The organism is Bacillus sp. TL12, from assembly GCF_022625245.1.
Classification (GTDB): Bacteria; Bacillota; Bacilli; order Bacillales; family Bacillaceae_G; genus Bacillus_A.
The window spans coordinates 104,447-128,476 of sequence record NZ_JAJJBY010000012.1 but is presented as its reverse complement, the minus strand read 5'-3'; the positions used below and the strand labels follow the sequence as shown (position 1 = coordinate 128,476).

25 protein-coding genes and 1 pseudogene are annotated in these 24,030 nt (G+C 34.3%); 24 read left to right on the top strand and 2 right to left on the bottom strand.

The features are described 5' to 3' along the window. The first annotated feature begins 1 nt into the window (after position 1). The 4 genes from anmK to LOK41_RS13935 all read left to right on the top strand — a co-directional run bounded on the left by anmK (position 2) and on the right by LOK41_RS13935 (position 4,612). Positions 2-1,156 carry an anhydro-N-acetylmuramic acid kinase AnmK gene (gene anmK, locus LOK41_RS13950; RefSeq protein WP_241817065.1) on the top strand — a complete coding sequence of 385 codons (1,155 nt, stop codon included), beginning with the start codon at positions 2-4 and terminating at the stop codon, positions 1,154-1,156. 18 nt (positions 1,157-1,174) lie between these two features. Then, positions 1,175-2,074 (top strand): BadF/BadG/BcrA/BcrD ATPase family protein, encoded by a 900-nt coding sequence (locus tag LOK41_RS13945; protein ID WP_241817064.1) that lies wholly within the window; start codon positions 1,175-1,177, stop codon positions 2,072-2,074. 398 nt (positions 2,075-2,472) lie between these two features. After that, entirely contained in the window at positions 2,473-3,021 is a 549-nt protein-coding gene (plsY, locus tag LOK41_RS13940) for a glycerol-3-phosphate 1-O-acyltransferase PlsY (RefSeq protein WP_174099716.1), read from the top strand. A gap of 13 nt (positions 3,022-3,034) precedes the next feature. Continuing rightward, positions 3,035-4,612: an aminotransferase class V-fold PLP-dependent enzyme gene (locus LOK41_RS13935; RefSeq protein ID WP_241817063.1), complete on the top strand. Its 1,578-nt coding sequence runs from the start codon at positions 3,035-3,037 to the stop codon at positions 4,610-4,612. Between the two features lie 45 nt (positions 4,613-4,657). On the opposite strand, the gene LOK41_RS13930 is transcribed toward LOK41_RS13935, so the two are convergent. Beyond that, positions 4,658-4,987 (bottom strand): YkvA family protein, encoded by a 330-nt coding sequence (locus tag LOK41_RS13930; RefSeq protein WP_241817062.1) that lies wholly within the window; start codon positions 4,985-4,987, stop codon positions 4,658-4,660. Between the two features lie 188 nt (positions 4,988-5,175). Here LOK41_RS13930 and LOK41_RS13925 point away from each other — a divergent pair, with 188 nt between their 5' ends. From LOK41_RS13925 to spoIISB, 8 genes are all read left to right on the top strand, one after another. Then, the gene (locus LOK41_RS13925) at positions 5,176-5,397 is read left to right on the top strand and encodes a hypothetical protein (protein WP_241817094.1); all 222 of its coding nucleotides are present in this window, start codon (positions 5,176-5,178) and stop codon (positions 5,395-5,397) included. 122 nt (positions 5,398-5,519) lie between these two features. After that, complete coding sequence (locus LOK41_RS13920) at positions 5,520-6,830, top strand: DEAD/DEAH box helicase (RefSeq protein WP_241817061.1); 1,311 nt, start codon at positions 5,520-5,522, stop codon at positions 6,828-6,830. 278 nt (positions 6,831-7,108) lie between these two features. Then, entirely contained in the window at positions 7,109-8,086 is a 978-nt protein-coding gene (locus tag LOK41_RS13915; RefSeq protein ID WP_241817060.1) for an alpha/beta hydrolase, read from the top strand. Between the two features lie 1,136 nt (positions 8,087-9,222). After that, complete coding sequence (locus LOK41_RS13910; RefSeq protein WP_241817059.1) at positions 9,223-9,705, top strand: MarR family winged helix-turn-helix transcriptional regulator; 483 nt, start codon at positions 9,223-9,225, stop codon at positions 9,703-9,705. A 174-nt stretch (positions 9,706-9,879) separates the two neighbouring features. Beyond that, a complete protein-coding gene (gpmA, locus tag LOK41_RS13905) occupies positions 9,880-10,617 on the top strand; it encodes a 2,3-diphosphoglycerate-dependent phosphoglycerate mutase (protein WP_241817058.1) in 738 nt (245 codons plus the stop codon). 194 nt (positions 10,618-10,811) lie between these two features. Next, the gene (locus tag LOK41_RS13900) at positions 10,812-11,552 is read left to right on the top strand and encodes a type II toxin-antitoxin system SpoIISA family toxin (protein ID WP_241817057.1); all 741 of its coding nucleotides are present in this window, start codon (positions 10,812-10,814) and stop codon (positions 11,550-11,552) included. A gap of 122 nt (positions 11,553-11,674) precedes the next feature. After that, on the top strand, positions 11,675-11,803 hold the full coding sequence (locus tag LOK41_RS13895) for a hypothetical protein (protein ID WP_033671175.1): 129 nt from the start codon (positions 11,675-11,677) through the stop codon (positions 11,801-11,803). A gap of 70 nt (positions 11,804-11,873) precedes the next feature. Beyond that, entirely contained in the window at positions 11,874-12,050 is a 177-nt protein-coding gene (gene spoIISB / locus LOK41_RS13890; RefSeq protein ID WP_174099725.1) for a stage II sporulation protein SB, read from the top strand. 15 nt (positions 12,051-12,065) lie between these two features. Here the strand turns inward: spoIISB and LOK41_RS13885 are convergent. Beyond that, positions 12,066-12,383 (bottom strand): annotated as a pseudogene (locus LOK41_RS13885) (GNAT family N-acetyltransferase); the annotation flags it as partial. A gap of 412 nt (positions 12,384-12,795) precedes the next feature. On the opposite strand from LOK41_RS13885, the gene LOK41_RS13880 reads away from it, so the two are divergent. From LOK41_RS13880 to LOK41_RS13825, 12 genes are all read left to right on the top strand, one after another. Continuing rightward, positions 12,796-14,262, top strand: coding sequence for an aminoacyl-histidine dipeptidase (locus LOK41_RS13880; protein WP_241817055.1), 1,467 nt, complete (start codon positions 12,796-12,798; stop codon positions 14,260-14,262). Positions 14,263-14,457: 195 nt separating this feature from the next. Then, complete coding sequence (locus LOK41_RS13875) at positions 14,458-14,736, top strand: ArsR/SmtB family transcription factor (RefSeq protein WP_174099728.1); 279 nt, start codon at positions 14,458-14,460, stop codon at positions 14,734-14,736. 111 nt (positions 14,737-14,847) lie between these two features. Then, positions 14,848-15,231, top strand: a complete 384-nt coding sequence (locus tag LOK41_RS13870) for a VOC family protein (protein WP_241817054.1) — start codon at positions 14,848-14,850, stop codon at positions 15,229-15,231. Positions 15,232-16,293: 1,062 nt separating this feature from the next. Continuing rightward, the gene (locus tag LOK41_RS13865; protein WP_174099730.1) at positions 16,294-16,545 is read left to right on the top strand and encodes a hypothetical protein; all 252 of its coding nucleotides are present in this window, start codon (positions 16,294-16,296) and stop codon (positions 16,543-16,545) included. A gap of 199 nt (positions 16,546-16,744) precedes the next feature. After that, entirely contained in the window at positions 16,745-17,470 is a 726-nt protein-coding gene (locus tag LOK41_RS13860) for an ABC transporter ATP-binding protein (protein WP_241817053.1), read from the top strand. After that, complete coding sequence (locus tag LOK41_RS13855; RefSeq protein ID WP_241817052.1) at positions 17,467-18,486, top strand: ABC transporter permease; 1,020 nt, start codon at positions 17,467-17,469, stop codon at positions 18,484-18,486. Before LOK41_RS13860 ends, LOK41_RS13855 begins: the two co-directional genes overlap by 4 nt. Positions 18,487-18,510: 24 nt before the next feature. Beyond that, entirely contained in the window at positions 18,511-19,164 is a 654-nt protein-coding gene (locus LOK41_RS13850; protein ID WP_241817051.1) for a TetR/AcrR family transcriptional regulator, read from the top strand. Between the two features lie 4 nt (positions 19,165-19,168). Next, positions 19,169-20,137, top strand: coding sequence for a YbgA family protein (locus tag LOK41_RS13845; protein ID WP_241817050.1), 969 nt, complete (start codon positions 19,169-19,171; stop codon positions 20,135-20,137). 215 nt (positions 20,138-20,352) lie between these two features. Then, positions 20,353-21,498: an acyl-CoA dehydrogenase gene (locus LOK41_RS13840; RefSeq protein ID WP_174099736.1), complete on the top strand. Its 1,146-nt coding sequence runs from the start codon at positions 20,353-20,355 to the stop codon at positions 21,496-21,498. A 14-nt stretch (positions 21,499-21,512) separates the two neighbouring features. Beyond that, positions 21,513-22,850: an acetyl-CoA carboxylase biotin carboxylase subunit gene (locus tag LOK41_RS13835; protein WP_241817049.1), complete on the top strand. Its 1,338-nt coding sequence runs from the start codon at positions 21,513-21,515 to the stop codon at positions 22,848-22,850. A 27-nt stretch (positions 22,851-22,877) separates the two neighbouring features. After that, positions 22,878-23,093, top strand: a complete 216-nt coding sequence (locus LOK41_RS13830) for an acetyl-CoA carboxylase biotin carboxyl carrier protein subunit (protein WP_002056745.1) — start codon at positions 22,878-22,880, stop codon at positions 23,091-23,093. Positions 23,094-23,115: 22 nt separating this feature from the next. Continuing rightward, on the top strand, positions 23,116-24,027 hold the full coding sequence (locus tag LOK41_RS13825; RefSeq protein ID WP_241817048.1) for a hydroxymethylglutaryl-CoA lyase: 912 nt from the start codon (positions 23,116-23,118) through the stop codon (positions 24,025-24,027). Positions 24,028-24,030 lie beyond the last annotated feature (3 nt).

The following is a 24,030-nucleotide window of genomic DNA, read 5'->3' as shown; positions in this document are numbered from 1 at the left end:
TATGTATATTGTTGGCTTAATGTCTGGTACTTCTTTAGATGGCATAGATGCTGCTCTTGTCCATATTGAAGGAAATGGTAAGGATACAAAAGTGGAACTTATTCCTTTTATTACAGCACGGTTTTCAAGAGAAATAAAAAGTGAAATTCAGCAAGCGTTGTCGATAGAAACTTCTAATGTAAAACTTATATGTAGTTTAAATTTTAAACTCGGACAATGTTTTGCCGATGCAGTGAAAATAGTCTGTAAACAATCTAATTTTCCAATAGAACAATTAGATTTAATTGGCTCACATGGTCAAACAGTTTATCATCATCCTGTTCAAGAGGGAAAGATGGTTCCATCAACACTACAAATCGGAGAACCTGCAGTTATAGCCTATGAAACAGGAACAACAGTCATTTCAAATTTTCGAACGATGGATATGGCGGCTGGTGGTCAAGGAGCTCCGCTTGTTCCATATTCAGAACTCATTTTATATAGAGACCAAAATAAAAATCGAGTACTCGAAAATATTGGCGGAATAGGGAATGTAACCGTCATTCCAAGCCGAGTAGCTAAACAAGAAGCGATTGCCTTTGATACGGGACCAGGAAATATGGTGATAGATGAAGTGTGTCAACGATTATTTCAGCAGTCTTTTGATAAAAATGGGGACATAGCAAAACAGGGAAATGTGATAGATGAAATGCTTTCCTATTGTATGAAACATCCGTTTTTAGAAATTTCACCACCCAAATCAACAGGAAGAGAACAGTTTGGAGAAGAGTTTACAGATGAATTGTTAAAGCAATTTAATGGGCACAGTAAGGAGGACATTATAGCTACTGTAACAATGTTTACAGCAAACTCGATTGTTCATCATTTTCAAAAAGATATTTTTCCTTATTATTATATCGATGAAGTTATTCTTGGCGGAGGTGGAAGTTATAACAAAACACTTGTAGAAATGATAAAAGAAAGTTTGAAAGAGGAATCTTGTAAGGTATTTAGACAAGAAGAACTGGGGTATTCATCGGAAGCAAAAGAAGCAATAGCTTTTGCTGTGCTAGCAAATGAAACATATCATCGTAACCCAAGTAATGTACCAAGTGCTACAGGGGCAAGACATTCTGTCGTTTTAGGTAATGTAACATTCCCTCCAATTGTGAGGTAAGAAAAAGAGGGTGGAAAGATGAAGTATATGATCGGCGTAGATGGTGGTGGGACAAAAACAGAAGCGATTGCATTTGACCAAAATGGTAAAGAAATAGCAAGAAGTATGAGCAGTTTCGGAAATGTTTTATTAGATTATGAGAAAGCTGTATCGCATATTATGCAGGCAATTAATCAATGTCAACAAAGCTTATCTAAAGAGAACTGCGTTTGTATTTGTTTAGGGCTGGCTGGTGTGAAAAGTATAGATATGAATGCGTTAAAAGAGCGTTTAAAAACGAAATATCAAACAAATATTGAAATTTATGATGATGCAGTAATTGCGCATGCCGCTTTATTAGGAGGAAACGATGGTATTTTAACAATAGCGGGAACAGGTGCTATCTGCTTAGGGAAAAAAGGAGAAAAATTTGAGTATAGCGGAGGATGGGGCCATATATTAGGAGATGAAGGAAGTGGGTATTGGATTGCTTTACAAGCGTTAAAAAGGATGACAATCGAGTACGATAAAGGTGCTCAATTTTGCAATCTTAGCACAGCAATACAAAATCAAGTTCCTATTCATACACCATTTGATATAAAACAACTTGTATATTCCTCACAGAAAGATCAGGTTGCTGCGATTGCTTCTCTTGTAATAGAAGAAGCAAGGAAAGGTAATAATGATGCGCTCAAAATTATATTAAAAGCTAGTGAAGAATTAGCCACAATTACAGTTGATGTGTATAAAAAAATGTCATTTGAAGTACCAATTTCAATTGCAGTGAAAGGTGGGATTTTATGCTCTGCACCAGAAATATACGCTGAATTTAAGCGGTGTTGTGAAAAGAATATCAATAAAATAAATTTTATTCATAGGGAAATTTCAGCAGCAAAAGGAGCTTATTTTTTAGCTACAAAAAAATCTACTTTATTTTAAACATAGTTTTCAATATAGCACTCTCGTTTTAAAAGTGAATATTTGGTATTATTTACAAAAAAGGAAGTGTTATTTGGAGTTGGGTATTAAAATATGGATTTTTTTATTTAGAATTTTATTTCCGATCTTCTTGTTTATCGTATGTGTGAACATTATAGCCATTATAGGAATCGATAAAGTTCCGGTACATAAAACGCAAGTTATAATACTTATAAGTTTGTATATAGCATGGTTATTAGGATATATTTTACAATACATGAAATCTGTACATGTTATTGCATGGAAATTGATAGGCTTTGCAATGGTAGCAGGTTTTATATATTATTGTATCGTTTACTTCTTTGCTAATTATGCTTAAAGATTGTATTGAAAATAGTAATTAGAAAGCGAATGATTATATGATTCATATCAACCAGTTTCTGTATGTAATAGGCGCTTATATGGTTGGAAATGTATTAACAGCATATATGATTATAAAATGGAAATATGGGATAGATATTCGAGAAGCTGGTAGTGGAAACCCTGGTGCACGGAATATGGGGCGTTTATATGGGAAAGGATATTTTCTTGCTACATTTTTGGGAGATGCGCTAAAAGGGGCAATTGTTGTTTATATAGCGAGAATCTTATTTGGGGAGTCTATATTTTCATTACTCTCGTTACTAGCAGTTATTGTAGGTCATATATATCCAATTTTCTTTAAATATAAAGGTGGAAAGGGAATTTCGACATTTATTGGCGGACTGCTTGTGTTCAATTATTTAATAGTGCTTACTCTGATGTTTGTATTTATTTTATTTTATTTCATTTTTAAGAGTTTCACAAAGGCTGGTTTAATTACAGTCGCTTGCCTACCACTTTGTATGATTGCATACTCGTATTCTATGGTAGCAATTATATTAAGTGTTTGCATGATTCTATTGATTTTGTACGCACATAGAAAATAAAGGAGAGTAAAACATGGGGTTAATGTATAAAATTGCTGATCAAACTTGGGAATTTGAAAGTATTCATAAATTAAATTATAAAACATTTGTAGAAGAAATTCCGCAGCATGAACAAACAGAAGAGCGCAAACGTATAGATTTGTTCCATGAAGAAAATACATATTTAATATGTTTAGATGGTCGAAGATTAGTAGGAATGGTTGCGGTAAGGGGGACACGGCCATTCTCATTAGATAATAAAATACTTCATTTAGATAAGTGGTTACCAGAACGTGGTGATCGTGTATATGAAATCCGTTTATTAGCTGTAGAGCAAGAATATCGAAGCGGAAGAGCTTTACTCGGATTGATTCGATTTTTACATCGCTATTTGCTTCTAAATGGGTATGATTTAGCGCTCATTTCAGCAACAACACGTGAACTTGCACTTTATGAACAAATAGGTTTTCGTCCTTTTTATACATTAGTTGGGACAGAGCAAGCAGCATTCCAGCCGATGTATATCACCCCAAAAATGTTTGAACAATCTAGTATTATAAATGTAGTAAAAAAAGAATATACATTTTTACCAGGACCTGTCGAGATTGGTGAAAATGTCCAGCAAGCATTTGCTTCTAATCCAATTTCGCATCGTTCCAACCAATTTAAAGCTGTGATGGAGAATGTGAAAAGACGACTTTTGCAAATGACAAAAGCCAAGCATGTACAAATCATGCTTGGGACAGGTACATTAGCAAATGATTCAATCGCTTTACAGTTGAAGTTATTAAAGGGACGTGGGTTAATTTTAACAAATGGTGAGTTTGGGAATCGTTTAATCAAGCAGGCAAACCGAGTAAACTTATCATTTGATACATATGAACGAGAAATGGGAACACCATTTTTATACAATGAAATAGGGGAGTTAGTGAAACATCAAGAGTATGAATGGATATGGTTTGTTCATCATGAAACGTCCACCGGTATGTTAAATGATTTAGAAACGTTAATTGGAATTGGTAAAAGGTACGGTATTAAATTATGTGTAGACTGTATTAGTTCTATTGGAGCAATCCAATTCTCTCTAGAAGATGTGTATTTTGCCAGCGGAGTTAGCGGAAAAGCAATTGGAGCATACACGGGATTATCTTTTGTATTTTACAATCATATTGTGAATGCAAATGAAACATTACCTATCTACATGGATATAGGAATGTACGCGGAAAACGGGAGTGTACCGTATTCACAATCTTGGAATTTAATATATGCATTACAAGAAGCGCTAAAGAAATTTGAAGATGAAGCCGAGTATAAGAAGATATATCAAACATATGCTTTTATTGAAGAAGCTGTTACCAATATGGGATTACAACTTGTATCTCCCAAAGAGCATACCTCATCTATCATTCTTACAATTGCATTAGATAAAGAACTTTCTTCTAAGGAAATAGGAGATTCATTAGCCTTGCAAGGATTTATTATTCAATATGAATCATCCTATTTACAGCAAAATAATTGGGTCCAAATTGCTTGCCTAAATCATTATAAAGAACGTGAAATGAAAAGAATGTTGGATTGTTTAGGGATGTATGTAGAACAACTTCATGTATAGTTAACAGAGAAGACGGTTATGAAAACCGTCTTTCTTATTTTTGCATTATGCATGTGCTGATCCAAATAGGGATTCCATTTTCAATTTTCCCTTTTTGCGAATTTCGGCATTTGTATGTACCATGATATATCTATGTGCCCAAGCAATTGCAATAACGTCATCTAACAAGCCAATTCCAATAATAGCTGCTAAATCCGGGATGAAATCGATTGACCATACATAATAGGACAGCGCAGCTAATATAATTATCTTGGCTTTAGCAGGTAATCCGTTCTTTTTTAAGGTGTAATATAAAATAATACTCTCATACACGCCAGACTTACCTAATTTTGTTGCACCTTTTTTCAATTTTTTCCATAGTTTCTGTTTCTCCATATAATCACTCCATATTTCGTTTTTTCATTAATTTTGTAAAAGTATATTTAACATTATGTAAATGCGTTTAAAAATATAGATTTTTTAAAAGGATAGACAAACAATCGACAAAATAACCCTTCTTATCATTTTTTCTTGTTGTTTATACTCATATGAATAAAAAAGAAGAGGCTTGGTGGGGAGAAAACATGTGGCTTTTGTTTGATATAATAGCAGATATTACCTTGTTTTATCCGAGGACTGACGCGAAGTTAAAACATTATATTGCGAAGCTAAGTGAACAAGAATGGTTTCGAGATGTACATGAAGATACTAGGTATACAGGTATCGTTTGGAATAATCAAAAAATAAAGAAGTTTATTTTGGCGCCTGTTAATATGAAATTGCTAACAACATCAAAAGAGAAATAGGAAGAACTAATCCAATTGATTCATAGTGAGTATGAAAAAAGGAGATAAGAATTATCTTATTTTTCATATTTAGTGAAACAAATGGTACAATGAGAGCTTAATGTGAAAAATAAGGAAAAGAAGTGATCTGTTTGAAAAACTTTTTAGAATTAGGAATTAGTGAAACGTTTAATCATACACTACGTGAAAATGGGATTGCTGAAGCAACGCCAATTCAAGAACAAGCAATCCCTGTTGTTATGGCTGGAAAAGATATAATTGGACAAGCAAAAACTGGTACAGGTAAGACACTGGCATTCATCTTACCAATTTTAGAAAAAATTGATCCTGAATCAAGTGATGTACAAGCTTTAATTGTTGCGCCGACTAGAGAATTAGCACTGCAAATTACAACTGAAATTGAAAAGATGCTTGTTCATAAAGAGGATATCAATGTTCTTGCGATATATGGCGGTCAAGATGTAGCGCAGCAAATGAGGAAATTAAAAGGAAATACACACATTGTTGTAGCAACGCCAGGACGTTTATTAGACCATTTACGCCGTGAGACGATTGTATTATCCAATGTTTCTATGCTTGTATTAGATGAAGCGGATCAAATGCTTCATTTCGGTTTTTTATATGATATAGAGGATATTTTAGAAGTAACACCTGAGAGTAAACAGACGATGTTGTTTTCAGCGACAATGCCAAAAGATATTAAAAAACTTGCGAAGCGTTACATGAAAGAGCCTGAGATGATTCGAATTCAAAGTGAAGAAGTAACGGTGAATAATATTAAGCAACGTGTGATTGAAACGACAGACCGTACAAAGCAAGATGCGCTGCGCTATGTAATGGACCGTGATCAACCGTTTTTAGCAGTTATTTTTTGCCGTACAAAGCGGAGAGCAAGTAAGCTATATGATGATTTAAAAGGGTACGGTTATAATTGCGATGAACTTCACGGTGATTTATCTCAAGGAAAACGTGAACGAGTGATGAAAAGTTTCCGAGATGCAAAAATTCAATACTTAATCGCAACAGATGTTGCCGCTCGTGGATTAGATGTAGAAGGTGTAACACATGTATTTAACTACGATATTCCTGAAGATGTAGAGAGTTATATACACCGAATTGGACGAACTGGACGTGCGGGTGGGTCAGGACTTGCCATTACATTTGTTGCACCAAAAGATGAAATGTATTTAAAAGAGATTGAAAAAGGTATTGGCACAACATTGCAGAGACAAGAGTTGGAAATATCTGCACATCAAGCAAATGCCAAAAATGAACAAAAGAAAAAAGAACACACAAAGAAACCCCAAAAAACAGGTCAATATCGTCAAAGAGATAATCGCGAAGGATCCCAAAATGGCAAACAGCGATCATCTCATAAACCAAGTAAAAAGAAAAGTAGTACAAAGCAAGGACAGAAAAGACGAGGGCGTTAATGCAGAGTATGTGTTAATAATGAAAAGTCGTTTTCCTTTTTAAAAGGAAAACGGCTTTTTTATTTTTGTGATATACCAAGAGTTTTCTAGCTTTCCGTTCCCCTTTAATTAAGCTAAAATGCCTTCTAAGTTAACATAGGTCGAATAAATTGTAACCTCGAGAATACTTGTTCGTTAATATATAGTGTGTTTTAATAGTAATAAAACGTCAGTTATTTCAAATAAATACAAAAATAGATATTCGTCGCTAAAAACCGTCGTATATAGGGGAAGGTATTATGTTGATTACAAAGATGGTCGAACGATTTGCTTTATATGATTTACATAGGAAACGAAGCAAGAACTTTCAATTTAGCCCATTGCCAAGTATAAAAGGTGAAGTAAAAGATATCGAGGCCTTTTACAAAAAACAATTAACTGACATATCATTTGACTTAAAAAGTTCGGATATTAAAAATTATAAGACTGGCAAATTTAAATATGAGAGCGGAATACAAACAGGATATAGTCGTAATGATCTTGTAACTGGTGAAGCTTATATAAATAATAATGAAGCAGCTGCAAATGTAATATTTGTACACGGCTGGAGAATGGATTCAAATGATAGAGTAAAGAAAATATTTCATAATCAAATTATGGATTTGGGTTGGAACATGTATTATTTCACACTTCCATTTCATTTTGATAGAGAACCAGATAACTCTTTATACAGCGGGGAATTTATGGTAAGTGCTAATATACAACGTACAGTAAGATCAACCCAGCAAGCTGTTGTTGATTTAAGAACACTAATTAACTGGATAAAAACGAATAAAGAAGGTCCAATTGTATTAATTGGAATTAGCTTAGGGGGCTTTATCACCAATTTAACATCTCTAGTTGAACCGGATATAGATGTATTAGCCTCAATATTTTATGCGAATCGAATTTCCTATTCAATCTGGAATACGGATCCTGGTAAGTATATTAAGTCAGACCTAGAAAATCATGGCGTTACATATCAAGAATTAATCGATTACTGGAAAGTTACGGAGCCAAGTCAAGCTTTGCCAAAAGTGAAAAAGGAAAATATCCTATTAATAACAGCTAAATATGATGAATACGTACACTTTGAAGATACTGATTACTTGTGGTCTTCATGGGATAGGCCAACAAGATATATATATAATTGTGGGCATGCTGGTATTGTATTAAAGAAAAAGAAAATAGGGACTGATACGCTCAATTTTATTCGGAATCGAATAAAGGTGAATTGAATGGTTACATTGTATGTATCATTCAATTCATCTCGAACGATATCAATAACTCTTTCTGCAGAGTAGGTCTTCTTTTGTAAATAAAAAACGTATCCTCAATATAATGAGAGATACGTTTTTTATTTTTTAAGAATGTTGCTTCCAAAATCGATTTGTACGTTTTACTTATCATTTTGGTTGATCTCTTGATTCATTACATTTTCGATTGGTGAAGCGATGCACGAAAAGATTTAGTGAAGAAGATTGCAAGAACCGAATGGATATGAAGGGGTAAAAAATTTGAATTTTATAAAAAGTAAATACAAGAATCCCTGATAGGCAGGGGCAGGGATTCTTGGGTAAAGAAGATTATTTTGTATTTGTCGAAATATGTCGTATTCAACAAGTTAATATTATCATTAACTTCTTCGAAAGTATCATGAAGAATGTGTCTGAATTGTAGACGAATTGTAAATTTATAAGCAGCTAGTAAAAGCTAATTGCTCGGCTCCAAGGGGGATAGAGAAAGATTATTGTATTTACATAATTGACTGAATATTCATTAAGTAAACATATCTTTTTAATAGTTATATTCTAAAACGTGTTTAATCTAGGGTTGATTCCAAAAAAGTGAAATGTTAACAAAATACCAAGTTATTAAAAGAGCAGTTACTATGAGAATTCCTATGAGAACACCTATAAAAATCTTTGTCCATATATTCTTCATCAATAGACCTCCTTTATGAAGAATATTAACATCTATCTAAAAATCGAACAAAATAATCCTTTTATTTCAATAAAAGGACATGTGTGGAGTGAAAGCATGAAAAGATTAATTAGATGAATGGAAAAAGCAAAGCAATCAAGTGAAAAAGAAGAAATGAGAAGTTAAGCACATGGAATATCGAGAATTTGACATAGAGCATTCAAAAGTTGAAGGAAAATGATATGAAAGGTAGTTCAATTTGCGAAAAGAAGAAAGTTAAACAAAAGTATATTGGAATTACGGCAGTATTAAAGAAGGAGCTCTGTTGATACAACGAAGATGGGTTCAATTCCTAAGTTGTTTCATTAAATGATTGCCTTTTTAAGTTGAATAGATGATCTAATGTTCCCGAGAGAAATTGTGGTATAATTTACATATAGGGGGAAAGTAGATGACACAACATAAAGAAGAACAAATGAATCAGGCGCTTGCATTGTTTTATTTTGCATATAAAACATTTACAGAAAAACCAGATGAAATTATAAAAGAATATGGTATACAGCGCGTACATCACCGAATTTTATTTTTTATTGCTCGCTTTCCAGAGCTCAGTATAAATGAATTGTTATCTCTATTGGAAATAAGTAAACAAGCTCTTCACGGACCACTTCGTCAACTTCTTGAAAAAGGGCTTATCGAAAGTAATGAAGCAGAACATGATCGTCGTGTGAAACAGCTTGTTCTCACGAAAGAAGGAGCAGAGCTCGAGAGAAAACTAAGCGACGTGCAAAGAGAGCAAATGGGCAGTATTTTTTCAAAATTTGGTGAAACGTGTGAAGAACATTGGCATCAAGTGATGACAGAACTAGCAAATAGTCGTTTGGGCTTTGATGCATGGCTATCTAAGCGTGAAGAACCCGTTGATCAAAAATAAGGAAATAAATCATTCTTCAGTTTTTAGGGTTTGAAAAAGAATTCATTATATCCATGCATTTTGGCAACTATGAGGGAATCATAGAATACATGGGTTAAAATGAACATTACCAGATACTTTATGACGTGTACGTATTACAAAACTTAAAGTGTTATTTCCGAAAGGGGAATTATGATGATAAAACTTGTACTTATTCGTCACGGACAAAGTTTATGGAATCTTGAGAACAGATTTACAGGATGGACAGATGTAGATTTATCGGAAAATGGATTAAACGAAGCACGAGAAGCAGGTGCGATATTAAAAAACAATGGATATACATTTGATGTTGCGTATAGTTCTGTTTTAAAACGGGCAATTCGAACACTGTGGATTATTCTGCATGAAATGGATTTGGCTTGGGTTCCCGTACATAAATCATGGAAGTTAAATGAGAGACATTACGGAGCGTTGCAAGGTTTAAATAAAGATGAGACAGCAAAGAAATATGGAGATGAACAAGTTCATATTTGGAGACGAAGTACGGATGTGAGACCGCCCGCTCTTGCTGAAGATGATCCAAGGTATGAAGTTGCTGACCCAAGGTATAAGCTGCTTAAAAAAGGAGAATTTCCCCTTACAGAATGTCTAGAAGACACAGAAAAAAGAGTGTTGGATTTTTGGCATAAGGAAATCGCACCAACGTTACAATCTGGTCAAAAAGTAATCATTTCATCGCATGGGAATACAATTCGTTCGCTTGTGAAATATTTAGATAATTTATCGGACGATGGCGTAGTGTCATTAAATATTCCGACGAGTATTCCTCTTGTTTATGAATTAGATGAAAAATTACAACCTATTCGTCATTATTATTTAAGTATGGATGGGGAAGTACCTAAAGGCGTAATTCCCAAACACATATCTTTGTAAAAAAATATTTTTGAAAATTTGAAATGCAGGCTTGTCTACATATACAATGTAGATTCATTATAAAAGACGTGGCTTCCTTTTTAGTATATGCGATGCAGCAGACTTTAGAAGCTTGTCCATGTCTTTTGTCATAATGAGAGAAAATTGAGCATGTAATGATATCGTGAGAAGTTTTTGAATGGAGGGTGATGTGATTGACAGTCTCTAACATTCGAATTGGTTTGTTTTTTCTAGTACTAGTTTTTTTATTTCTTATTTTCTTTTATTGGAAAAATGAAGAGTTGTACGAAGAAAAAAAGCAGCTTATTCGAAAAACATGGTATGGTGTGTTTATTACATCAGTCACAATTTATTTCATGATGAAAGGAATTGATTTAACCCTCTGGAAAAATATTTTAATGTTCGTTGCGATGGTCATATTTGTTGATATTGCCTTTATTTTAACTCCAAACATTTCGGAGATATGGGGGGCGAAATTTAGTGATATCGGAAAGACTGTTCAATCCATTAAACGATCATTAATCGCTTCGAAAGCAAGAGGAGAGATTTATACCACAATCATTCAAAATGTAAACCCCGCAGCATTTGGTACGATGGAGTGGAGGGCAGAGGCTGAGTATGCACAAAGTTTAAATGTATTTCTTGATACGTATGCTGAAAAAATTGGAGCGAAAATTGTTGTCTTTGTGACAGCGGATGAATTAAATACAAATTTTCGTGGCATCCGCTCTCAGTTTAGTATCACAGTACCTTTAGAACATATAGAGCAATTAAATGAACAAAAAGCTGTTCAAGTAGAAAATGTCGGTATCATACCAGCGAAAATAGTAAAAGATGTTTGTATTGTTATTGATGGTCAAAAGAACAATCTTCAAGATCGAGATTTTGAAAATGTATATAATTTAACGATTCAGCATAGTTATTTTAGTAAATAGGACAGAAGCAAAAGTTTCTGTCCTTTCTTTCATACATAAATACAGGCAAAGTTCGTGAAAATGAAACATAATTGAATAAATTTGGACAATCATCCCAACACTAGCAGGTAGAGGTGATTGTAGTGGAAAAAGAATATAGCAATGAATTTTTCAAAGAAGAAACAGAGGATACAACAGATTTCTCTTTAATAAAAGGAGATACAATGCAACAAGTAGAAGAGTTAGAAGAAGAATTGAAAAGAAAAGGATAACGTCTGGTTTATATTTGAGATATAATGAAGAGAGAAAGATTGTATCTTTTTTATAAAGGGGGAGGAAAAAATGCAAGAAATGAAACAACAAAAACTTGCTTTTTTTAAAGAAAAAAAAGAAGCATCGAATACAGATTTCTCTCTTGTGAAAGGTGCATTAACAGAAAATATTAATCGACTAGAAAAGCTCATGAATCATGATGCATCAAAATATATGCAAGGGAAAAAATTAAAAGAAAATGTATAAAAGCATTTTCTTTTTTTATTTCTTCTTCATTCCTGCTCCGAATTCCTCAAAATCTAGCTTCTTATAATACGGAATATTTTCTTCTGTGCAAATTAATTGTAAATGTAGATTCTGTCTTTCACATTTCACTAATAATTTTTGAACTATGTCTTTTCCAATACCTTGATTTTGATAGGCTGGATGGACGACCAATCCACATAGGTAAGCATGAATTACCCCATCTGAAATAATACGTCCTGTTCCAATTAATTGATCGTTATCATAAACACTTATGACAAAAGTACTTTGAGTAAGAGCATGATGCAATTGCTCTTTTGAAAGTTTTAAAAAGTCATTCCAACCGACGGAATGGTATAAAGTGAAACTTTAATCAGTGAGCAATTTCTTCATCCTCACTGATTATTAGTTGAACCAATCGGGTTTTTACGGGCAGTTGATCCTCCGCCTATCTTCCTCGCGTTTCTTTGAAGCTTGAGGTGGGGGATTTTACTGCCCGTTAATGCGGGATAAATCGAAAATGTGTTCAGGGCAAGGCAGATTGTCTATAAAATACATATGCATTCTCCTTTTTTATGTAGTATAAAAAATTATAACAATATTCTGTGAAAGTGGTATAGGAGAGTTTTGATTAGTAGGAGTGATAACTCTACATCTTTAATAAAAAGTATCATGATGAAGCGTGGTATAATGATAACGAATAGAATGATTTAAAATTCAAAGATGTATTTAAGAGAGGAGCTTCACAATGTATTCTAATTTAGAACAATTAACAAAGCATCCTGTATTTTATCATTTTGCAGAAATTTCAAAGATTCCAAGAGGATCTGGAAATGAAAAAGAAATTAGTGATTTCCTAGTAGGATTTGCAAAAGATCGTAATTTAGAAGTAGTGCAAGATGAAGCTTTAAACGTAATTATTAAAAAACCAGCAACTGACGGTTATGAACATGTCCCAGCAATTATTATACAAGGTCATATGGATATGGTTTGCGAAAAGAACCAAGCAACTGTTCATGATTTTGAAAAGGATCCGATTGAGCTACGAATCGTTGGGGACATGCTGTATGCAAATCAAACGACTTTAGGTGCTGATAATGGTATTGCAGTTGCATATGCATTAGCACTATTAGATTCGGCTGATATTCCGCATCCATCTCTTGAGGTTGTGATTACAACTGAGGAAGAGACAACAATGGGTGGAGCTTTTGCTGTTGATGCAAAGCATTTTGATGGAAAAATATTTATTAATATCGATTCTGAAGAAGATCATAAATTACTAGTGAGCAGTGCAGGCGGAGCGAAAGCAGTTGAAACAATTTCTGTTGATTGGGAAGAAGTACCTGCTGAACTAGAAGCATATCGTCTATATGTTGGTGGACTAAAAGGCGGTCATTCCGGTATGGAAATTGATAAACAAAGAGGAAATGCCAATAAAGTATTAGGACGCGTTCTTCATGATTTATCAAAAGAAATCTCATTTAACATGAGTGAAATTCATGGCGGATTAAAAACAAATGCGATTCCACGTGAAAGTGTTGCGACAATTTTATTATCTGGACATGACGTACAAAAGGTAGAAGAGAAAGTGGTAGAATGGACATGCATTTTCCAAGAAGAGTTACGTGCTGTAGAACCTGATGTACATGTTTCTCTTACAAAATTAGAAGGAAAAGTAGAAAAAGTATTTGCTAAAACAACACAAAGTCAGCTTATTTCTTCTTTATTCCTAATTCCAAACGGTATTCAAAGCATGAGTATGGATATTAAAGGACTTGTAGAAAGTTCAACAAATTTAGGTGTTATTGAAACATTACATAATGAAATTAAATTACGAAATGAAGTAAGAAGTTCTGTAAGTAGTTTAAAACAGCACATTACAAATGAAATTAAGCATATTGCAGAATTGGTTGGAGCAACGTTCGAGAAGGAATCAGAGTATCCAGAATGGCCGTACAGTCCGAATTCACCAATTCGTGATTTATTTGAAAAAGTGCATAAAGAAAAATATAACAAGGATGCTGAGATCTTTGCGGTACATGCCGGTATTGAGTGTAGTGTATTTGTTCAAAAAATGCCGGAATTAGATGCAATTTCATTTGGACCAGATATTTTCAACGTTCACACACCAGACGAGCATATTAGTATTTCATCAGTTATCAATAACTGGGGATTCTTTGTTGATGTAATGAAAGAAACGAAGTCTTTAGCATAAATAAGAATGAGCTGAACTGCCTAAGGAGGACTTTGGGCAGTTTTTTGTTGAAATTCAGTTTATATTTCTGTAATGGTTCCAAATTACAATTATGTGACTTTAACTTGTTAAGATTGCATAATACGGTTCCTTTATCATGTAACTTTACAGTTGCTTATTGTTGATGGCAACCATATAGTTGCTTATACTTGATATATGAATTGGGACAAAGACGCTATATTCAAAGCACTTGGCGACTCGACTCGGCGGCTTATATTAGACGAACTATCCGAACGTAACGAGCTGACGTTGTATGAACTTACGGCACGTCTTATTATGAAGCACGACCTTTCCATTTCGCGACAGGCGATTGCTAAACATCTTACTACATTGGAAGATGCGGGGCTCGTAAAATCAATGCGAAAGGGAAAATATCGAGTACTTATGTTTAACAACGAACCACTTAAAAACTTACTGAAAGGATGGATAGAGTAATTTTATAATATCGTAACAGGATTTTCTGACGAACATGTGGGGTGTTTTGCGGAAAACCAGACCGTTAGTACAGCACCATGCGTCACCAATAAAAAGGGAGGCAAAAACAATATGAAAATCGTTGTTACTAGTATATTTGTACAAGATCAAGACAAGGCAATGGAGTTTTATTCAGAAAAGCTAGGGTTTGTAAAAAAGGAGGACGTTCCCGTAGGAAAATTTAGGTGGATAACGCTTGTTTCTCCTGATGATCAGGGCGGTACTGAGCTTTTACTCGAACCGAATGAACATCCTGCCGCAAAAGAGTATCAAAAGAAAATATTTGCTGAAGGCATCCCAGCAACAATGTTTGGCGTTACAGATATTAATAAAGAGTACGAACGATTATTGGAAAAAGGCGTGAAGTTTACTATGGAGCCGACAAAAATGGGCGAAGTCACAATAGCTGTCTTCGACGATACATGCGGCAACTTTATTCAAATAGTGCAGAAGTAACTTCATGACGAAGTAACCTAGTACTAAACGAATTTATTGGCAAGTTTTAAGTTAGGTGAAGTGCTTTTTATCAAAAAATAAAAACCCTTATGTTAACCCTGTCCTACTTTTAGGATGGGGTTATATGTTTATAAGGTCTAAAATTAAATGAGGTTATTATCATTCCACAATGGAAATGTAACATTGTGAATATGTTCACTTCAACTTAGGATCCTGTTAGTTGAACAAGGAACATCAAAATAATCAAACTTTTTATAAAAAGTAGTTCCTAAACTAGAAGGAAGCCATTGTATTGATCAATCTATATTCAAAATAATGGATTTTAATATGCACTGAATCAAGATTTAAAGAGTGATTTCTAATCAAACTATCTTTTAAAGCAACATTTGTTGCTGCGGTATAGATAAAATAAAGCAAACTTTACAGAGCGACAATGCAGCTGGTATCTGCAATTTTAGTTAAGGAGGAAGGAAATTTGAGAAATTTCACATACCGTATTGAAAGAAAAAATATAAAATAAAACATTTGCTGAAAGGTGAATAACATAATTAAAAAGAAGTGCTAAAAATATATTTAATAGAACTTTTATAAGGATTTTTAACAGACTAGAAATTGTAGTCGTGCAATTAAATTAAGCTGCACGACTTTTTTTATATCTAATGCAACTATTTTGATAGAAAATGAAAACCAAAATATATTAGTAAAAGGAACTGTTTATCCTGTATTAACGGGCAGTAAGATCCCCACCTCAAGATTCAGAGAGAAACGGGAAAGATAGGTGGGAGATTAACTGCCCGTAAAAGCCCGATTGGTGAGGGTTAATAATCAGTGGGGGATAAAGAAAACCCCCACTGATTAAAGGGGCACTTTATATGAAAAATAGGTGTTTTTAAGTACAAGTATCCATTACAATTTTGTTAAATTTGTTCTACACTACATAAAATAACAAATTTTGACGTCCTTCTTTTGATATAGTGTAAATAATTAAAATACTCAGTTTTTAATTGGATTAGAATATGGTTAGAGCATATAAAAAACTTTGTATAAAGGAGTCGTGTACACATGCATAAAGAATTTGAAATTGAGGAATACACAGCAATTGAAGAACAAATTCATTATTATAGTCAGTGTTTATTGGTAAATCACCCTGAACAAATTGTGAAGTACTTAGAAAAGAGGTTAGAAAAGTATACAGAAACATTACAATATGCGCACTTGTACCCTGAAAAAGTCATTTTACCTATACAGCAATTAGTAATTGAGTATTCTTTGGATCTTGCTAGGATTAGAAAGTATTTAAATTTAGAAACATAGCTTATAAATAATCGTTTAAAATGAAACAGAGTCGGTAATGAGAAATTCATTCTATTGTCGACTCTGTTTCATTGTTTTATGACGAAGTGAGTTGTTAGAAATAAGAAAAAATAATACTTATAAATAAAGTTTGACATATAATACTCCAAGAGTAAAATAAAAGTGAGTACTCACTCATTTCGAAAAGGAGGAGATTTTATTGCAACAACCTTCTGTGATTTTGCAAGATGTATCAAAAAGTTTTGGTAAAAAAGAAGTATTACACAATATTTCACTATCTGTATCAGACAAAGAGATTTTTGGTTTAGTAGGTCCCTCGGGTTCTGGAAAAACGACACTTATTAAAATGATTGCTGGTATTAGTGAATCAACGACTGGTGATGTAACAGCTCTAGGAACGAAAATGCCTAATTTAAATGAGATGAAGCATATTGGGTATATGGCACAAGCTGATGCCCTGTATGAAGAGTTATCAGCTTATGAAAATGCAGATTTTATTGCGGCGATGTATGGATTAAAAGGAAAGAGTAAGAAAGAGAGAATAGAAGAAATTCTTACATTAGTTCAATTATCACAGCATGCTAAGAAACAAGTACAGCATTTTTCAGGTGGAATGAAGAAGCGTTTATCACTTGCTATCGCACTTTTACATGAGCCTAAATTATTGATTTTAGATGAACCAACGGTTGGAATTGATCCAGTTCTTCGCAAATCTATTTGGGAGAAATTTTATGAGCTCAAAGAACAAGGAACAACGATTATTGTGACAACACATATTATGGACGAAGCTGAATTTTGTGAACGTCTTGGATTAATTAGAGATGGGAAGTTAATTGCGACGGGAACTCCAAATGACTTGAAAGAACGAACTTCATCAGGACGAATTGAAGACGTTTTTCTATTGGAAGGAGCGGTTGAATCATGAGGGTTGGTGGTGTAATTATACGGATTATTCGTCAGTTTCTTCGAGATAAACGATCACTAGCAATGATGTTTGGCGCTCCCATGTTACTTCTTTGGTTATTATCACTTGTGTTTACACAAAAGGATTATATACCTCAGATTGCATTAGTAGATGTTCCAGCACCTATAGTGGAATCAATGAAAAAACAAGATGCTACCATTTATGAATATGGTAAAGAAGACGCACGTTCTAAGTTGGAAAATCAACAGATAGATGCCATTATAACTTTAGAAAATGAAAAAATAAATGTATTACTGGAAGGTAGCGATTCTTCAAAAAATCGCGCCGTACTACAAGTATTACAAAAATCCACAGAAAAAAATGATATACCTGGTTTGAAACCAGAAATTGATTTTTTACATGGTTCCGCAGATTTTACGATGTTTGATGGACTAGGACCGGTATTAATTGGCTTTTTCACATTCTTCTTTGTCTTTATTTTATCAGGCGTTTCCTTTGTGCGAGAACGTTTAAGTGGGACATTGGAAAGGCTGCTATCTACTCCAGTCCGCCGCTGGGAAATTGTTGTTGGTTATATAGTTGGATTTGGTATTTTTGCATTTTTACAGTCTGTTATTATTGTAGGTTTCTCTGTTTATATTCTTGATTTATATGTAGCAGGGTCACCATGGCTTACGTTATTGATTACGTGTATGCTTTCGCTAACAGCGTTAACACTAGGCACTTTTTTATCAGCATACGCCAATAACGAATTTCAAATGATTCAATTTATCCCACTTGTCATCGTACCGCAAATTTTCTTTTCGGGTTTGTTTCCAATGGAATCAATGAATAAGTGGTTACAAATGCTTGGAAAGTTATTCCCACTCACATATGGTGCTGATGCAATGAAACAAGTGATGATTCGGAATCAAGGTTTTACTGAAATTGCAAGCGATCTCGGTGTGTTGCTTCTTTTTGCGCTAGTATTTACAGTAGGAAATGTATTTGCTTTGAAGAAACATCGTAGAATATAATTTTTATAAAAAGGGGCATGATGAATGAAAAAAGATTGGCTGGAAGAATTAATCGCTAGTGTAGATACAGATAAGCGCAATGAACGACAACTGCGTATATTAGAAGCTGCGGTTGATATATTTGGAGAAAAAGGGTATGCAGCCACTTCAACAAGTGAGATTGCAAAGCGTGCCGGTGTAGCGGAAGGAACGATCTTCCGCTACTATAAGACGAAAAAAGATTTACTATTAGCGGTTGTCATGCCAACTTTAACAAAGTTTGCTGCTCCATTTTTCGTACAAGCTTTTGCAAAAGAAATATTGGAGAATACGTATGAAACGTACGAAGAATTTTTAAGAAAAGCAATTCGAAATCGGTTTGAATTTGCTAAAAAACATTTTCCAATGTTAAAAATTTTAATACAAGAAGTACCATTTCAACCAGAATTAAAAAATGAAATACAACAATTAGTAGAGAAGGAACTTTTTTCTCGCTTTAAAAAATTAATTGTACATTTTCAGGAACAAGGACAAATTATCGAAATGCCAACTCCTTCAGTTATTCGCTTTACTTTATCAGCTATAATGGGGTTAATTTTAACTCGATTTTTATTATTACCTGAAGAAAAATGGGACGATGAAGCAGAAATTGAAAATACAATTCAATTTATATTATACGGATTAACACCGCGGAGGTAATAAAATGCGACAATTTGCAAAACCAACAGTTGTTGTAAGTAAATGCCTAGAATTTGATGCTTGCCGTTATAATGGGGAAATGATTTCTGATGTTACAATTCGAAATTTACAACCGTTTGTTACATTTATTCCAGTATGTCCTGAAGTAGAAATCGGATTAGGAATCCCTCGTGAAACGATTCGAGTTGTTGAAGATAGCGGCATTCACAAACTTGTACAACCTTCAACAAAAGAAGATGTAACAGAGAAAATGCAAATTTTTTCTGATCGATTTTTAAATTCTTTACCAGATGTTGATGGTTTTATTTTAAAGAATCGTTCTCCAAGTTGTGGAACTAGAGATGTGAAAATTTATACAGGATATGAAAAATCACCAGTAAAAGAGAAGGGTGCTGGTTTGTTTGGTGGCGCTGTATTAAAAAAATTTTCGCATATTGCAATAGAGGAAGAAGGTAGATTGTCGAATTTTATTATCCGCGAACATTTCTTTACTAGGCTGTTTACAATTGCTAATTTTAAAACATTAAAGCATGATAGAGACTTGAAAAATCTCATTCATTTTCAGTCTAATTATAAATATTTATTTATGGCATATAATCAACTGAAACAGAAAGAATTAGGTCGTATTATCGCGAATCAGAAAAAGGAAAAGATTGAAGTTGTTTTTGAAAATTATGAGAAGGCTTTGTATGAATTGTTAATGCGCACACCGCGCTATACATCGAATATAAATGTATGTGAGCATATTTTTGGATACTTTAAAACGAAGTTAAAGAGACAAGAAAAAGAGCATTTTTTGGAATTACTTCACAAGTATGCTGAAAAGAAAATGCCACTTAGCAGTTTGCTTGCAATCTTAAAAACATGGGCGATTCGATTCGAAGAAAATTATTTATTACGACAAACATATTTTGAACCGTATCCAGAAGCATTAGTGGAAATATCAGATTCAGGTAAAGGTAGAGATTATTAAAGAAAAATCGCATAATTCGACACGATTATTCCTATGTTGTTGTAGAACAATGTAGGAATTTTTTTGTGCATGAGTACAGATTCTGTTTTAAAATTAAGTTATGACAGAATTATAACAATTATCTAACTACTATTCCTGTCTTTTAAAAAGCAATGTTTGTAGTACAGACTCGTACGCTGTCGAAACTCAATATTCGATAAGGGGTGTGTAGCGGAATGGAATTTACTCTAACTCGCGAAAAACAAATGATTAAAGAAATGGTACGTGACTTTGCCGAAAAGGAAATCGCACCAAAAGCTGTGTATTATGACAAAACAGCTGAATTTCCATATGAAACGTTTCAAAAAATGGGCGAACTAGGATTATTAGGAATCCCATTCCCAGAAGAGTATGGAGGTTCTGGCGGTGATACTCTATCGTACGCGTTAGCTGTTGAAGAAATTGGCCGTGCTTGTGGCGGTACAGGTTTAAGTTATGCTGCAACAATTTCATTAGGTGCTTCTCCAATTTATTACTTTGGTACAGAAGAACAAAAGCGGAAGTATTTAGTACCAATGGCATCTGGAAAAACATTAGGTGCTTTTGGTTTGACTGAACCGAATGCTGGATCTGATGCAGGTGGCACACAAACAAAAGCATTTTTAGATGGCGATGAATATGTGATTAGTGGCGAGAAGTGTTGGATCACAAATGCTGAGTATGCAAATACAATTATTGTAACCGCTGTCAACGGTATTGAAGAAAGTGGTAAAAAACGTATTTCTGCATTTATTGTGCCGACAAATAGTGAAGGATTAACGATTTCAAGTCCATACGATAAGATGGGTGTTCGCGCTTCAAATACTTGCGAAATCGTACTTGATAGCGTTCGTGTGCCAAAAGAAAATATCCTTGGTGATGTAAATAAAGGATTTAAGCAATTCCTATATACACTTGATGGAGGGCGTATTTCAATTGCAGCATTAGCTGTAGGGATTGCACAGTCTGCTTTTGAACGTGCACTTCAATATGCAAAAGAGCGTCAGCAATTCGGAAAAACAATTTCGAATTTCCAAGCGATTCAATTTAAGCTGGCAGATATGGCTACTGAGGTGGAATTGGCGCGTAATTTAGTACATAAAGCAGCTTGGTTAAAAGATCATGATAAACCTTTTGGTAAAGAAGCAGCTATGGCAAAGTTATTTGCATCTGAAGCAGCAAGTCGTATTGCGAATCAAGCCGTGCAAATTCACGGTGGATATGGTTATATGCGTGAATATGAAGTTGAGCGTCATATTCGTGATGCAAAACTTTTAGAAATTGGTGAAGGAACTTCTGAAATTCAACGTCTCGTAATCGCAAGACACTTAGGGTGTAGATAAAAGGAGGATTCACTATGTTTCAAAAAATATTAATTGCTAATCGTGGAGAAATTGCAGTTCGAATTATGAAAACTTGTCAAAAGCTTGGTATTCGCACAGTTGCTATTTATTCCGAGGCAGATGAAAATGCACTTCATGTAAAACTAGCAAATGAGGCTTATTTAGTTGGTGGCCCGCGTGTTCAAGAGAGTTATTTAAATCTTGAAAAGATAATTGAAATTGCTAAGAAAACAAATGCGGAAGCGATTCATCCAGGATATGGATTATTATCAGAAAATCCTTCTTTCGCGATTCGCTGTAAAGAAGAAGGAATTGTATTTATTGGTCCTTCAGAAGAAATTATTGCTAAGATGGGAAGCAAAATTGAATCACGTTTGGCAATGCAAGAAGCAAATGTTCCAGTTGTACCAGGTATTACAACAAATATTGAAACTGCTGAAGAAGCAATTGAAATCGCAAAACAAATTGGTTATCCATTAATGTTGAAGGCATCCGCGGGCGGCGGAGGCATTGGAATGCAGTTGATGGAAACTGAGCAAACGCTCACCAAAGCATTCGAGAGTAATAAAACACGTGCGCAAAACTTCTTTGGTAATGGTGAAATGTACTTAGAACGATATATTGCAGACGCACATCATATCGAAATTCAGCTTTTAGCTGATACTCATGGAAATACAGTGTACTTATGGGAACGAGAGTGCTCTGTACAACGCCGAAATCAAAAGGTGATTGAAGAAGCACCGTCTCCGTTTTTAGATGAAGAGACACGTAAAGCAATGGGAGAAGTTGCTGTACAAGCAGCAAAAGCTCTTGGCTATACAAATGCAGGTACTGTTGAATTTCTTGTGGATGATCAGAAAAACTTCTATTTCTTAGAAATGAATACGAGATTACAAGTAGAGCATCCTGTCACAGAAGAAATTACTGGACTAGACCTTGTAGAACAACAATTACTCATTGCATCTGGTGAAAAACTCTCCTTTACACAGGAGGATATAAAACGTAGTGGTCATGCCATTGAAGCGCGTATTTATGCGGAAGATCCAAAAACATTTTTCCCATCACCTGGGAAGATTACGGACCTAACGTTACCAGAAACAGTGCGTATTGATCACTTTTTAGAAAATAATGTGACAATCACACCGTTTTACGATCCGATGATTGCAAAAGTGATTGCTCATGGTGAAACGCGTGAAGAAGCAATTGAAAAATTACAGGATGCACTTCAAGCCTTGAAAGTAGAAGGTATTAAGACAAATACATCTATGCTACTCCAAGTACTAGAAGATGAAGTCTTCCAAAGTGGTATTTATACAACAGGTTTTGTAACAAAACAACTTGTAAAAAAATAAGGTTCATGAATATTAAAGGGGGAAAAAATGATGACAAAAGTGTATGCATCGATGGCAGGTAATGTTTGGAAAATTGTTGTGGGAGTAGGAGATACAGTAGAAGAAGAACAGGATGTCGTCATTTTGGAATCTATGAAAATGGAAATTCCAATCGTTTCAGAAGAAGCTGGCACAGTCATGAAAATTAATGTGCAAGAGGGCGATTTTGTAAATGAAGGAGATGTATTGGTAGAGATTGAATAGGGAGAAGAAGGGGTGAAATGTATTGAAGCTACCTACTTTTGCTGTCATTAAAGAAGTGGGACCACGTGATGGTTTGCAAAATGAAAAGAAAATTGTTGGCACAAAAGATAAAGTGAAATGGATTCAATTACTTTCAGAAGCTGGATTATCATATATTGAAGTTTCCTCTTTCGTTCACCCGAAATGGGTTCCTGCTTTAGCTGATGCGGGTGATGTATTTGCAGAGTTAAAGCGGAATTCAGATGTTACATATGCTGCGCTTGTTCCAAATCAAAATGGTTTGGAACGAGCTCTTTTGCAAAATGTAGATGAGGTGAATGTTTTTTTATCAGCAAGTGAGTCGCATAATAAAAGCAATATTAATAAGTCCATTAAAGAAGCATTATCTGTTGTGCAAGATATTACAAAACAAGCACAGTTCGCAGGGAAAAGAGTAAGAGGTTACGTTTCTACCGTTTTTGGTTGTCCTTATGAAGGAGATGTGAGCATTGATGCTGTAGATGAACTATGTGATCAACTCTTTTCATACGGTATTTATGAAGTTTCTCTTGGAGATACGATTGGTGTAGCAAATCCATTGCAAGTAGAGCGTGTATTAGAACGTTTACTTAAAAAATATGATTCTTCTCAATTTGCGATGCATTTTCATAATACGTATGGGATGGCACTTGCAAATGTCGTTCAGTCATTGGAATACGGTGTTACGACATTTGATAGTTCTTGTGGCGGTCTTGGCGGTTGTCCTTATGCACCAGGAGCATCAGGAAATGTCGCGACTGATGATTTAGTACATATGCTCCATAAAATGGGCGTACAAACAAATATAAATGAAGAAAAGCTATTAAAGGCTAGTCAATTTATTCAAAGTAAGTTAAATATTCAATTGCCAAGTCATGTGTATAAAGCATTGCAACATAAAACAATAAGTAGGTGATAA

Coding starts and splice junctions, on each gene's coding strand:
- anmK (WP_241817065.1), top strand. CDS start 2: ATGTATATTGTTGGCTTAATGTCTGGTACTTCTTTAGATGGCATAGAT.
- LOK41_RS13945 (WP_241817064.1), top strand. CDS start 1,175: ATGAAGTATATGATCGGCGTAGATGGTGGTGGGACAAAAACAGAAGCG.
- plsY (WP_174099716.1), top strand. CDS start 2,473: ATGATTCATATCAACCAGTTTCTGTATGTAATAGGCGCTTATATGGTT.
- LOK41_RS13935 (WP_241817063.1), top strand. CDS start 3,035: ATGGGGTTAATGTATAAAATTGCTGATCAAACTTGGGAATTTGAAAGT.
- LOK41_RS13930 (WP_241817062.1), bottom strand. CDS start 4,987: ATGGAGAAACAGAAACTATGGAAAAAATTGAAAAAAGGTGCAACAAAA.
- LOK41_RS13925 (WP_241817094.1), top strand. CDS start 5,176: ATGTGGCTTTTGTTTGATATAATAGCAGATATTACCTTGTTTTATCCG.
- LOK41_RS13915 (WP_241817060.1), top strand. CDS start 7,109: ATGTTGATTACAAAGATGGTCGAACGATTTGCTTTATATGATTTACAT.
- LOK41_RS13910 (WP_241817059.1), top strand. CDS start 9,223: ATGACACAACATAAAGAAGAACAAATGAATCAGGCGCTTGCATTGTTT.
- gpmA (WP_241817058.1), top strand. CDS start 9,880: ATGATAAAACTTGTACTTATTCGTCACGGACAAAGTTTATGGAATCTT.
- spoIISB (WP_174099725.1), top strand. CDS start 11,874: ATGCAAGAAATGAAACAACAAAAACTTGCTTTTTTTAAAGAAAAAAAA.
- LOK41_RS13880 (WP_241817055.1), top strand. CDS start 12,796: ATGTATTCTAATTTAGAACAATTAACAAAGCATCCTGTATTTTATCAT.
- LOK41_RS13875 (WP_174099728.1), top strand. CDS start 14,458: ATGAATTGGGACAAAGACGCTATATTCAAAGCACTTGGCGACTCGACT.
- LOK41_RS13870 (WP_241817054.1), top strand. CDS start 14,848: ATGAAAATCGTTGTTACTAGTATATTTGTACAAGATCAAGACAAGGCA.
- LOK41_RS13865 (WP_174099730.1), top strand. CDS start 16,294: ATGCATAAAGAATTTGAAATTGAGGAATACACAGCAATTGAAGAACAA.
- LOK41_RS13855 (WP_241817052.1), top strand. CDS start 17,467: ATGAGGGTTGGTGGTGTAATTATACGGATTATTCGTCAGTTTCTTCGA.
- LOK41_RS13850 (WP_241817051.1), top strand. CDS start 18,511: ATGAAAAAAGATTGGCTGGAAGAATTAATCGCTAGTGTAGATACAGAT.
- LOK41_RS13845 (WP_241817050.1), top strand. CDS start 19,169: ATGCGACAATTTGCAAAACCAACAGTTGTTGTAAGTAAATGCCTAGAA.
- LOK41_RS13840 (WP_174099736.1), top strand. CDS start 20,353: ATGGAATTTACTCTAACTCGCGAAAAACAAATGATTAAAGAAATGGTA.
- LOK41_RS13835 (WP_241817049.1), top strand. CDS start 21,513: ATGTTTCAAAAAATATTAATTGCTAATCGTGGAGAAATTGCAGTTCGA.
- LOK41_RS13830 (WP_002056745.1), top strand. CDS start 22,878: ATGATGACAAAAGTGTATGCATCGATGGCAGGTAATGTTTGGAAAATT.